Annotated in this window: 12 protein-coding genes; 5 read left to right on the top strand and 7 right to left on the bottom strand. The window is 65.4% G+C overall.

Annotation, left to right across the window (positions count from 1 at the left end):
• Window position 1 precedes the first annotated feature (1 nt).
• The gene (locus tag Q9235_RS16475; RefSeq protein ID WP_306222875.1) at window positions 2-772 is read right to left on the bottom strand and encodes an IclR family transcriptional regulator; all 771 of its coding nucleotides are present in this window, start codon (window positions 770-772) and stop codon (window positions 2-4) included.
• A gap of 144 nt (window positions 773-916) precedes the next feature.
• Between Q9235_RS16475 and Q9235_RS16470 the strand changes: the two genes are divergently transcribed.
• The 5 genes from Q9235_RS16470 to Q9235_RS16450 all read left to right on the top strand — a co-directional run bounded on the left by Q9235_RS16470 (window position 917) and on the right by Q9235_RS16450 (window position 5794).
• Window positions 917-1888 (top strand): peptidyl-alpha-hydroxyglycine alpha-amidating lyase family protein, encoded by a 972-nt coding sequence (locus Q9235_RS16470; protein ID WP_306228314.1) that lies wholly within the window; start codon window positions 917-919, stop codon window positions 1886-1888.
• A gap of 61 nt (window positions 1889-1949) precedes the next feature.
• Complete coding sequence (locus Q9235_RS16465) at window positions 1950-2921, top strand: Bug family tripartite tricarboxylate transporter substrate binding protein (RefSeq protein ID WP_306222874.1); 972 nt, start codon at window positions 1950-1952, stop codon at window positions 2919-2921.
• 81 nt (window positions 2922-3002) lie between these two features.
• Window positions 3003-3467, top strand: coding sequence for a tripartite tricarboxylate transporter TctB family protein (locus Q9235_RS16460; RefSeq protein WP_306222873.1), 465 nt, complete (start codon window positions 3003-3005; stop codon window positions 3465-3467).
• Between the two features lie 16 nt (window positions 3468-3483).
• Window positions 3484-4977: a tripartite tricarboxylate transporter permease gene (locus Q9235_RS16455; RefSeq protein ID WP_306222872.1), complete on the top strand. Its 1494-nt coding sequence runs from the start codon at window positions 3484-3486 to the stop codon at window positions 4975-4977.
• 19 nt (window positions 4978-4996) lie between these two features.
• The gene (locus Q9235_RS16450; protein WP_306222871.1) at window positions 4997-5794 is read left to right on the top strand and encodes an SDR family NAD(P)-dependent oxidoreductase; all 798 of its coding nucleotides are present in this window, start codon (window positions 4997-4999) and stop codon (window positions 5792-5794) included.
• Window positions 5795-5903: 109 nt separating this feature from the next.
• Here Q9235_RS16450 and Q9235_RS16445 read toward each other — a convergent pair whose 3' ends face one another.
• From Q9235_RS16445 to Q9235_RS16420, 6 genes are all read right to left on the bottom strand, one after another.
• Window positions 5904-6866, bottom strand: coding sequence for a Bug family tripartite tricarboxylate transporter substrate binding protein (locus Q9235_RS16445; protein WP_306222870.1), 963 nt, complete (start codon window positions 6864-6866; stop codon window positions 5904-5906).
• Window positions 6867-6966: 100 nt separating this feature from the next.
• Window positions 6967-8475, bottom strand: a complete 1509-nt coding sequence (locus tag Q9235_RS16440; protein WP_306222869.1) for a tripartite tricarboxylate transporter permease — start codon at window positions 8473-8475, stop codon at window positions 6967-6969.
• Between the two features lie 9 nt (window positions 8476-8484).
• Window positions 8485-8952: a tripartite tricarboxylate transporter TctB family protein gene (locus Q9235_RS16435; protein WP_306222868.1), complete on the bottom strand. Its 468-nt coding sequence runs from the start codon at window positions 8950-8952 to the stop codon at window positions 8485-8487.
• Between the two features lie 11 nt (window positions 8953-8963).
• On the bottom strand, window positions 8964-9716 hold the full coding sequence (locus tag Q9235_RS16430) for an HpcH/HpaI aldolase family protein (protein ID WP_306222867.1): 753 nt from the start codon (window positions 9714-9716) through the stop codon (window positions 8964-8966).
• A 39-nt stretch (window positions 9717-9755) separates the two neighbouring features.
• Entirely contained in the window at window positions 9756-10727 is a 972-nt protein-coding gene (locus Q9235_RS16425) for a D-2-hydroxyacid dehydrogenase family protein (RefSeq protein WP_306222865.1), read from the bottom strand.
• A 47-nt stretch (window positions 10728-10774) separates the two neighbouring features.
• Window positions 10775-11797 carry a TRAP transporter substrate-binding protein gene (locus tag Q9235_RS16420; protein ID WP_306222864.1) on the bottom strand — a complete coding sequence of 341 codons (1023 nt, stop codon included), beginning with the start codon at window positions 11795-11797 and terminating at the stop codon, window positions 10775-10777.
• Window positions 11798-11803 lie beyond the last annotated feature (6 nt).

Raw genomic sequence — 11803 nt, 5'->3', positions numbered from 1 at the left:
TTCAGGCGTCGACGCGCGCCCGCGCCTGCTGGGAGATCACGGCGGCCGCCTCCTTGAGCGCCGCCACGATTTCCGGAAGGTGCCCTTCGGAATAGCGGAAGGCAGGAACCTGAAAGCCGATACTGCCGACAGGCTCCTGGCTGAAATTGAAGAACGGCACGGCGATGCCGATCGAGTTGAGCGTCCGGTGCGAATGGGTAGTCGCAAATCCGGAGGACCGGATTTCCGCGATGTGCGACCACAAGCCGTCCGGATCAAGCGGCGCGCCTTTCACATCGGGTGGGTTGGGGCAGGCAACCGCCCTCTCGATCTCCTCGTCTGACAGGTTCGCCAGCAGCACCCGCCCCAATGCTCCCCAGACCAGAGGCGACGCGCGATTGAGCTCGATGAAATAGCGCATCGGGTCCGGCGGCGCGGCGGACGTGGCGATGTACATCTGGAGCGCACGTCGTTCCAGCACCGTCAGCAGTGCCGTCTCGCCGAAGCGCTGGGCGAGTGTTTCGAGCAGCGGCTGCGCGATCCGGAGCAGCGGCTCCTGCCCTCCGAGCCGGCCGGCAATGCGAAACAGCTCCGGCCCCGGCGTGAAGGCGCCCTTCCGCGTCTGGGCCGCGAATTCCGCTTCAAGCAGTCGTCGCAACAGGCGGTGTGTCGTGCTGAATGGCCAGCCCAGATTCGCGGCGGCCTCCTTGGCGGACAGGTTCGGATGGTCCGACAGCAGGCTTATCAGCCGCAACACGCGGGAAATCGCGCCGATATCGGTCGTCTCGCTCATGCGAACTCTTCTAGCGAAGCTTCCCGTCGCCGAGAAGCGAAGTATTTTCCCCGAACGGAATTGACACATCTCATTGAACGAGATCAAATCCTATCAAATGAGAAATACGCCGCCGAACATCGACGGTGATCCGAGGAAACGATGATGTCTGCAGTTTTGGGTGACGGCGCGTTCCAGTTCGAGCCGCTCGACGGTTGGGCGAAGCCGCCCGCCGACATCGTGCTCGGAGAAGTCGCGGGCATCGCGATCGATGAGCGCGACCGTGTCTACGTCTTCAACCGCGGTGAGCATCCGATGGTCGTGTTCGACCGCGAAGGCAGCGTCGTCTCGACATGGGGCCACGACCTCTTCACCAAGGCTCACGGCGTCAACATCGCGCGCGACGGCGCGATCTACTGCACCGACGAGGGTACGCACACCGTCTGCAAATGCACGCTGGAGGGAAAGCTCCTGATGCGGATCGGCGTGCCGAACCAACCCGCACAGCCGATGAGCTGCCGCCCGTTCAACCGCTGCACCCACACGGCGCTCGGCAAGAACGGTGAGATTTTCGTGACGGACGGCTACGGCAACGCCGCCGTCCATAAGTTCGCGCCCGATGGCCGGCACCTCTCGACATGGGGCGCGCCGGGGTCGGACAAGGGGCAGTTCAACCTGCCGCACAACATCGTCACGGACGAGGACGGGCTACTCTACGTGGCCGACCGCGAGAACCACCGCATCCAGATTTTCGACGGCGACGGGCGCTATCAGGGACAGTGGAACAATCTTCATCGCCCGAGCGCGCTCTACATGACGCCGGGCCCCTGCCCTCACTGCTTCGTTGGCGAGATCGCGCCCTATATGGCGGTCAACCGCGACACGCCCAACCTCGGCCCACGCGTCACGATCCTGTCTTCCGAAGGCGAACGCATCGGCCGGCTGGATAGCCAAGGAGGACCCGGCACCGGCTCGGCGCAATTCACCTCTCCGCATGCAATCGCGGTCGACTCGCATGGCGACCTCTATGTCGGTGAGGTCACCGTCTCGTCCTGGCCTTCCCTCTTTCCGGGCCAGCCGCTTCCCAAACGCCTCAATTCACTGAAGAAGTTCCGCAGGTTGCCTGCGCAATCCTGAGCGCGGAGCCGCGCTTTCGCGACCTCGTCAACAAAAAAACAAGCACACCAGGGAGGACACCATGCCATTGAAGATCGCCTTGTCACTCGCGGCCGGACTGGTTCTCGCCACCGGCGCGCAGGCCCAGGATTTCCCGATCAAGGGGCGTCCGATCGTGACCATCGTGCCGTCGACGGCGGGGGGTGGAACGGATACGGCCGCGCGCGTCGCCGCCCCGCTTCTCGAGAAGGAGCTCGGCGTGCCGGTCGAGGTCGTCAACAAGCCCGGAGCCTCGATGCAGATCGGGCACACCGAGGGGGCCAACGCGCGCAAGGACGGCCATACGCTGACCTGGGTCGTCCTGCCGACGGCCGCCAGCATCTATCTCGACGCCGAGCGCCAATCCTCCTTCAAGCGCGACAGCCTGACGCCGATCGCCCTCTATTACGGCGCACCGTTCGGCATCGTGGTGAAGGGTGACAGCCCTTACAAGTCGCTGAAAGACCTTGTGGAGGCCGCCAAGGCCGCGCCGGGCAAGGTGCGCAGCGGCACGACAGGGTTCATGTCGTCCGGCCATTTCGCCAATATCGCCTTCCAGCAGGGTGCCGGCGTGCGGATGGCCACCGTCAACTTCCAGGGCGGCGGCCCGCAGCTCACGGCCGTCCTCGGCGGCCATATTGACGTCGGCTTCAACTCGATCGGCGAGCTCCTCACGCAGCACAAGGCGGGCAGCATTCGCATCATCGCCGTCATGGACGAGACCCGGTCCGAGCTGATCCCCGACGTGCCGACGACCAAGGAGGCCGGGTTTGAAGTCGCACCCATCGGCTCCGACATCGGCCTCGCCGCTCCGGCCGGAACCCCTCAGCCGATCATCGACCGCGTCAACGCAGCCATGGCGAAAATCACCCAGGACCCAGCCCTGAAGGCGCGGATGCTGGAGCTCGGGAACACGGTCAAGTATCTCGACAGCAAGGACTATGGGAAGTTCTGGGATGCTGTCGACGCGCGGTTCAAGCCGTTGATCGACGAGGCTAAGAAGCAAGGCAAGTAAAGCACCAAGACTGCACTGCCCGACAGCGGGCCGGCAAAGCCGGCCCGCCAACGCCAGGGTGGACCGCGGCGGGAGGGATTGATGACGACCAGACGGCTGTTTCAGACGGGTGGCTGCATCGTGATGGCAGGGGCTGCAGCTTTGCTCCATGCCTCGATGCAGATGCCTTATATGACATCGCTCGGCCCGGGCCCGGGGTTCTTCCCATATTGGCTGTCGATGATTCTGCTGCTGCTCGGCGCGGTCATGCTGATCCAGGCGTTCACCGAGTCGCCGCGGGCATTACCGGAGGATTTCTGGCCGGCAGAGGGCGGCTTCCGGCGGGTACTGGTCGTGCTCGGAGCGGTCGCGCTGGCGGCGGCCGGGCTCAACCAAGCAGGCTTCGGCCCCACCATGCTGGTCGTCAATCTGATGTTGCTGCTCGCCCTCGGCGTCCGGAAGCCGCTCCCCTTGCTGGCCACGGCGCTGGCGGGAAGTTTCGGCGTCTATTTCGTCTTCACCCATTGGCTGGGAGTGCAGCTTCCCGCCGGCACGCTCTTCAACTGACGATCGGGCTGCGCGCGTGGACACTCTTTCGCTTCTCCTCGGCGGCTTCGCCACAGTGCTGCAACCGAGCAATCTCGGCTTTGCTTTTCTGGGCTGCCTGCTCGGCACGATGGTTGGCGTGCTGCCTGGAATCGGCCCAGCAGCGGGCACCGCCATCCTGATCCCAGTCACCTCTGCGCTCGACCCGACGGGCTCGATCATCATGCTGGCGGCGATCTATTACGGCGCAATGTACGGCGGCACGATCACCTCGGTTCTGGTCAATACGCCGGGCGAGGCGGCCTCGGCCGTCACCTGTCTCGACGGCTATCAGATGGCGCGAGCGGGACGAGCCGGCCCGGCTCTTGCCGTCGCTGCGATCGGCTCGTTCATCGGCGGGCTCGTCGCGACGGCCGGGCTCGTCGTGCTGGCGCTGCCGCTGACCCGGCTCGCGCTGACCTTCGGGCCGCCCGAGATTTTCGCGCTGCTCGTCGTCGGTCTCGCTCTGGTGACGGCTCTGGCCAGCCAATCGATGGTTCGCGCGCTGATCGCCGCCGTGCTCGGCATGCTGATCGCCCAGGTCGGCATAGATCCGGTTATGGGGACGAACCGCTTCACCTTCGGCTGGCCCGAGCTGTTCGACGGCTTCAGCATCGTTGCTGTGGTGATGGGGCTGTTCGGCCTCGGCGAGATCCTCTCGAATGTCGAGGCAAAGACGAAGAACGTCTTCGCCTCGCGGGTCGGCTCGCTCTATCTCTCGCGGCAGGATACTAGGGACTCCGCGGGGCCGATCGCGCGCGGCACCTTCATCGGCTTCTTCCTGGGCCTGATCCCGGGTCTGGGCTCGATGATCCCCACCTTCCTGTCCTATGCGGTCGAGAAGCGCATCTCGAAGACGCCCGAGAAATTCGGCACCGGCATGATCCAGGGGGTGGCCGGCCCGGAAACGGCGAACAACTCCTACGCCAATGCGGCGCTGATACCACTGTTCACCCTGGGAATACCGAGCTCGCCGACGATCGCGGTCCTCATGGGCGCCTTCATGGTCAACGGCTTGATCCCCGGCCCGACGCTTTTCACCGAGCATCCTCAATTTGTCTGGGCGGTGATCGCAAGTCTCGTCGTCGGCAATGCGATGTTGCTCGTGCTGAACCTGCCGTTGATCCCGCTCTGGGTCAGGCTGCTGCGCGTCCCCTACCCGATTCTCGTCATGGTCATCGTCGTTTTCTGCGTGATCGGGGTCTACTCGATCAACAACAGCGTCTTCGATATCTGGGTCATGCTCGGCTTCGGCATTCTCGGCTACGCGCTCAAGAAGTTCGACATCCCTGTCGCGCCGCTCGTCCTGACGCTGGTCCTGACGCCGCTGATGGAGCGGGCGCTGCGGCAATCGCTCGAGATGTCCGGCGGCGAGTTCGGCATCTTCGCCGAACGGCCGCTTGCGCTCGGCCTGCTTGCGCTGGCGGCTGCGGCAATCGCCCTCTCCTCGCTTCGATCGTTGCGGGCGCTGAAGGTCGACAGCGAAGTGTGACAACCGAAAGGGGCACGCCATGGATCTGGGTCTTGCAGGAAAGGTCGCCATCATCACGGGCGGCGGCGAAGGCATCGGCTATGCCGCCGCCTCGCGGATCGCGGCGGAGGGAGGCAAGGTCGTGATTGTCGGTCGCCGCCGGGAAATCCTCGAACAGGCGGCAACGGCCATCGCGAGCGAGGGAGCGGGTGAAGCTCTTCCCATCCCGATCGACATCACGACGCCGGACGCCGCATCCCGCATCGTGTCGGCGGCACATGAAGCCTTCGGTCGGGTCGACATTCTCGTCAACAACGCCGGCGTCTCGATGGCCAAGCCTTTCGAGCAGGTCACGGATCAGGACTGGCGTGCCGATTTCGACCTGAAGCTCTGGGCCGCGATCGCGCTCGCACGCGAGGTGATTCCGCATATGCGCGCGCGCGGCGGCGGACGCATCGTCAACGTCACCAATCTCGACGGCCGTACGCCCGGCGCCGGCAAGATGCCCACCAGCATCGCGCGAGCCGCCGGCATCGCCTTCACGAAGGGGCTGTCAAAGGACCTCGCCGCCGACAACATACTGGTCAACACCGTTTGCATCGGCTTCATCCGGAGCGGCCAGCACGAGCGGCGCTTCAGCCGCTCGGCCAATATTTCAGACGCCGCGGCCTTGGACGGGCTTTACGCCAAGGAAGCGACGCAGCGTGGCATTCCGCTGGGCCGCGTCGGTGACGGCGCCGAAGCCGGCGACGTCATCGCCTTTCTGGCCTCTGCGAGGGCGAGCTACGTCACAGGCGTGGCGATCAACATCGACGGCGGCCTTTCGGCCGTCGTCTGATTTGCCCGGGCAGGATCGCCCCTCGGGGCCATCCGGCCATGGCCGGCACGAGCGTTGATGGCGTTGGGAGTTCCAGCCATCAACGCCACGCAGCTCTAGGACACCGCTCTCAGTCGAGCTTGACGTTGGCCGACTTCACGACGGCGGCCATCGCGTCGAACTCTTTCATCAGATAGGTCTGCGCCGCGGCCGGCTCGCTGGCGACCACCGTCAGGCCGCGATTGGTCGCGAACTCCTTGAACTTGTCGCTCTTCAGGAACTTGTTCACGGCCGTCCCGATGCGCGCGGCGACCTCGTCCGACATCTTTGCCGGCGCGATCAGACTGTACCATTCGGTCAGCGCGAAATCCTTCAGCCCGGAAGCCTCGCTCATGGGCGGCAGGTCCGGCACGAAGGCGCTGCGCTCCGGGGTGCTGACCGCCAGTGCCCGCAACTGGGGCAGATGCGGCTTTATCGAGCCATAGGGTCCGAGGATGGCCTGGATACGGCCCGCGAGCAGGTCGACATAAGCCTGGTTGATGCCAGCATAGGGCACATGCTCGATATCGAGCTTCGCGTCGCGCTTGAGCACCTCGAGCATGAGATGCGGCGCCGTCGCCATGCCGGCCGAGCCCCAGTTCAGCTTGCCGGGATTGGCGCGCGCATAGGCGATGAGCTCGGGTACTGTCTTGGCCGGCACATCGGGATGCACCGCGAGGATATTGGGGATGGAGGCCATCACGCTGATGCCACGGAAATCCTTGCGTGGATCGTAGATTGCGTTGCTGCTGACAGAAGGCAGGATCAGATTCTGCAGCGTCTGAACGCCGAGCGTATGGTTCGCATTGCCCTTAGCCACGGCAGCCATGGCAATAGCGCCGGCGGAGCCGGGACGGTTTTCGACCACGATCGGCTGGCCGAACTCGGCCTGCAGGTATTCCTGCATGACGCGCGGCAGGGCGTCGGCGACACCGCCGGGCTGGAACCCGACGACGATGGTGATCGGCTGTGTCGGCCAGTTCTGAGCCTGCGCGCTTCCGGAAAGCCCGAGCGCCAGAGCGGCTGCTGCTAAGAGCAATGTCCTGCGATACATCTTCTTCCTCCCATCGTTTCAAGATCGAAATTTTTGTTGGCTTTGCACTCTGTCGTGCAAAACGACCTGTGCAGCCGGCGGCCGCCAGGGTTGCGCCTTGTCAGGGCGCTTCAGTGAACGCCTCCTCTCTCGTCTTGCGGAAAGCCGGCATCACGACCATCACCAGCAATGCAGCAGCGATCGCTAGAAGCACCGCCGAGATCGGGCTGGTGACGAAGGTCGCGGGGTCCCCCTTCGACAGCAGCATCGCGCGGCGCAGGTTCTCTTCCATCAAAGGCCCGAGCACGAAGGCCAGCAAAAGCGGCGCGGGCTCGCAGCCCCATTTCAGGAACGCGTAGCCGACGACGCCGAACACCACGAGGAGCCCGACCTCGAACACGGAATTGTTCAGCGAGTAGACGCCGATGCAGCAGAAGATCAGGATCGCCGGGAAGAACAGCTGATAAGGAATCTTCAGCAACGCGACCCAGACGCGGATCAGCGGCAGGTTGATGATCACCAGCATGACGTTGCCGATCAGCATGGACGCGATCAGGCCCCAGAACAGGTCCGGGTTTTGCGTCATGACCTGCGGACCCGGCTGGATGCCGTGGATCATCATCGCGCCGGCCATCAGCGCGATCACCGGGTTGGCCGGTATGCCGAGGGTCAGCAATGGGATGAATGAAGTCTGCGCTCCGGCATTATTGGCGCTTTCGGGAGCGGCCACGCCTTCGACTGCGCCCTTGCCGAAACGCTGCGGCTCTTTGGACAGCTTCTTCTCGAGCGTGTAGGCGGCAAAGGCCGACAGCATCGCGCCGCCGCCCGGCAGGAGGCCGAGCAGTGAGCCGAGCGCCGTGCCGCGCAGCGCTGCAGGGGCCGAGCGCCGGAAATCGTCGCGCGACGGCCAGAGCCTGCCGATCTTCTCGCTGACGAGCACCCGATTCTCGGGGTTCTCGAGATTCTTGACGATCTCGCCGACGGCAAAGAGGCCCATCGCCAGCGGAACGAAGCCGATTCCGTCGTTGAGTTCAGGAATCCCGAGAGTCATGCGCGGCACACCCGAATTCACGTCGGTGCCGACCATCGAAAGCAGAAGACCGAAGACGATCATGCCCAGTGCCGAGATGATCGAGCCTTGCGCCAACACGATTGCCGCGATCAGCCCGAGTACCATCAGCGAGAAATACTCTGCCGGTCCGAACATCAGCGCGACCTTCGCCAGCGGCGGGGCGAACAGCGCGATGAAGAAGGTCGCAAACACGCCGGCAGTCAGCGAGACCAGCGCCGCGACGGCGAGCGCCGGCCCAGCCCTGCCCCGGCGCGCCATCTGGTAGCCGTCGAGGCAGGTCACGACCGCCGAGTTCTCGCCCGGCAGATTGACCAGGATCGCCGTGGTCGAACCACCATACTGCGCGCCGTAATAGATGCCTGCGAGCATGATCAGCGCCGAGACCGGCGGCAGGTAGAAGGTCACAGGCAGCAGCATCGCCACGGTTGCGACAGGCCCGAGCCCGGGCAGCACGCCGATCAGCGTACCGATCAGCGCGCCGATGAAGCAGTAGAGCAGATTGGTCGGCATCATCGCGATGCCGAGGCCACCTAGAAACTGTGGGAAGACGTCGAGCATGTCCTGCCTCTAGAAGCCAAGCGCCGGCCAGAGCGGCATCGGCAATCCGAGGGCCTTGACGAAGGTCAGCCCGGTGAAGGCGGCGAGCCCGATGGCGAGGACCAGCGCATGCTTCCAGTTCGTCGTCCTGTCGCCGAGGCAGGCGACGAGCGTGACCGCAACCACCGCTGCGACCAACCCGATGCGCTCGACGCCCATGAAGACGAAGACCGCGACCGAGACCGCGATCAGCGGCCGCATAGCCCAGGCCGTCAGGCCCGGCCCCTCGACCAGCAGGCCGCGGGTCGCGATGACAGCGCCGAAGCCGACCGACAGCCAGCCCAGCAGACGCGGCACATATCCCGGCCCCATCCGCATGGCGATGCCCGGCCGCAGTTCACTGGTCAGCCAGAGCGCCGTCAGCCCCGCGGCGAGCAGGAACAGCCCGAATGCGAGGTCGGTCCCGCATTTGACCTTCGGCAAGGTCGATGCCCGCATGTCCCCGCCCCTCAATAGGGAAGCGTGATCGGGCGGGCCATCAGCTCGCGCATGCCCGTCAGCAGCACCTGATTGATCCAGGCGACCTTCATGAAGTCCTCGCGAATGCGCTTGCCGGCCCCCCGGATTCGCTCCGAGGCCTGCGCCACCTGTCGCTGGACCTCCGCATGGGCGGGCTCGCCGGGATAGCCGAGGGCCTGCGCGAGATCGTTGAGGCCGAAGCTGAGATAGTCGACGCCGGGCAGCGCCGCGATCTCGTGGGCCGCCTCGAGCCCGGCCACGCTCTCGATCATGATGCCCACCGAGATGTCTTCGTTGACGTCGGCAAGATGTCGCGGCAGATCATCGATGGCGAGGTAATAGGGCCTGCCGCCGCCGAAGGAGCGGCTGCCGCGCGGCGAGAAATAGATGGCGTCCAGCGCCTCCTGCGCGTCGGCGACAGAGTCGACATGCGGCACCACGATGCCGCGCACGCCCCGATCGAGGAAGCGGGTGATCGTGGCAGCCGTTCGGTCCGGCACGCGGGCGATGGGCACGAGGTCGTGGCGCTCGGCGGCGAGGCAGGCGATCTCGACATCCTTGAGATCGAACGCACCGTGCTCGCCGTCGATATAGATGAAGTCGAGGTCGAGCGAGGCGAGGATCTCGATCACCGGCGGCGCGGCGAAGGTCATATGACAGCCTCGGATCGTGGTGCCGGATGCCGCCGCCCGCTTCACCGCATTGGGGCGCAACCGCAATCTGCCATGGTTCATATCGTTCATCTCGGGATCCCCGGGGACGGAAGGAATGCTGGGAAGGGCTCAAGCGCCGTCGGTCAGTGGGCGGATCGGTGTGCCGTCTAGAAAGGCGAGGACGTTCTCGATCGATTGCCGGTAGAACACCGAGAAATTCTCGCGCACGCAGTAGCCGAGATGCGGCGACAGGATGGTGTTGGGCGCGTCGAGTAGCGGGTGGCCTCGCGGCAGCGGCTCTTGATCGTAGACGTCGAGCGCTGCAACGATCCGGCCGGCGCCCAGCGCCTCGAGCAGAGCCGCCTCTTCGATGAGTGGCCCGCGCGATGTATTGACGATGACCGCGCCCGGCTTGAGCAGTGCGATCTCGCGCGCGCCGATGATACCCCGCGTCGCCGGCGCCAGCACCATGTGCAGGCTGACGATGTCGGCACGCCGCAGCAGCTCGTCCTTTTCGGCGAAGATCGCACCGCCTGCCTCCGCCCGTTCCTGCGTTAGGTTCGGGCTCCAGGCCAGGACCGTCATCCCGAGCGCCTTGCCATAGCCTGCCACCCGCGAGCCGAGCTTCCCGAGGCCGACCAGACCCAGCGTCTTGCCGCGCAGGACGAAGCCCGGCGCTATGCCGGCCTGGAAGCGCCCGGCTCGGATGGCGGCATCGCCGGCGGCGACCCGGCGAGCGCCTTCCAGCATCAGCAGCAGCGCGAGTTCGGCCGTGGCCGAGCCATCCTCGCCGGCCTCGGTCCGCGTCACGACGATCCCGCGTTCGGCAAGCGCCGAAAGATCGACAGACTTGTTGCGTGCGCCGGTCACGCTCAGCATACGCAACTTCGGCAGGCGCGCGATCAGGCTGGCGGGAAACGGCGTACGCTCGCGCATCGACAGCACGATATCGAAGTCGGCCAGCCTCGCGGCGGCGGTGTCCTCGTCCGGCAGCGCATCCTCGAAGAAGGTTATCTCGGCGCGCCCGGCGAGCGTGCTCCAGTCGGCGCTCGACCTCGCCGCGCCCTGCCAGTCGTCGATGACGGCGGCCCTGATCGTCATGTGGTTCCTTTCAATCCTGATCGGCCGAGCGAGCGCCCGCTTCGCGGCTACGCCCCTCTGAGGGCAGCCGTACACTTGTCGAGCCAGGCTTGGCCGATCTTCGGCGCGAACTGCGCGTAGACCGGCTCCGTCGCCTTGACGAACAGCGCGAGGTTGTCCGGCGAGATGTCGTTCACCTTCACCGCCTTCTCGAGCGCTGCGCGCGCCCGCGCGATATCTTTCGGCTGCGCCTCCCATTGCCAGTCCATGGCGCTCTTCATCGCCTGGCCGACCATGGCCTGTTCCTCGGGCGAGAAGGATTTCCAGGTCGCCGGGCTCATCGCGACGAGGAAGAAGTCGGTGGTGTGTGCGTCGAGCGAGACGAAGGGCGCGACCTCGTGCAGCTTCTGGTCGATGAGGTCCGGCAGCGGGAACTCGAACCCGTCGACGACGCCTTGCTGCAACGCGAGGTAGAGTTCGGATGGGTCCATCGCGACGGGGCTCGCACCGAGCGCCTTGAAGGTCGCCATGTGAACCTCGTTGTTGATGACGCGCAGCTTGAGCCCGGTCGTGTCCGCCGGCTTGTGAACCGCCCTCACGCGGTTGACGATGTGGCGCTGGCCCATGAACCAGTAGCCGAAGACCCTGAGGCCGGCCGCCTCGGTCATCCGCGCGATCTCGGCGCCGATCTCACCGTCGAGCGCGGTGCGCAGCTTCTCCTGCGAACCCACGAGATAGGGCAGCGCGAAGACGTTCATCTCCTTGACGAAGCTGGAGTACCAGGCCGGCACAGCCATGCTGAAATCGAGCGAGCCTGCCTGCACGGACTGAAGCATCTCCGAGATCGGCCCGAGCTGCGAGCTCGGGAAGCCCTGCAGGCGCAGCTTGTTGGAGGACAGCCGCGCAAGCTCGTCGCCGAACCGCTTGATCGCCTCGCTGTAGACGGCATTCGGCGGAGCCGTGTGTCCGAAGCGCAGCCGCCTCGGCGACTGACCGATCGCTGGCATCGACAGGCCGAGCAGGCCCGCGCCTGCGGCGGCGCCGAGTTTCAGGGCGTCGCGGCGGCCGATCCCGCCCGCCCCCTTCGGCATCTTTCT

Source organism: Bosea beijingensis (assembly GCF_030758975.1).
Taxonomy (GTDB): Bacteria; Pseudomonadota; Alphaproteobacteria; order Rhizobiales; family Beijerinckiaceae; genus Allobosea; species Allobosea beijingensis.
This window is presented reverse-complemented; position numbering and strand designations above follow the sequence as displayed.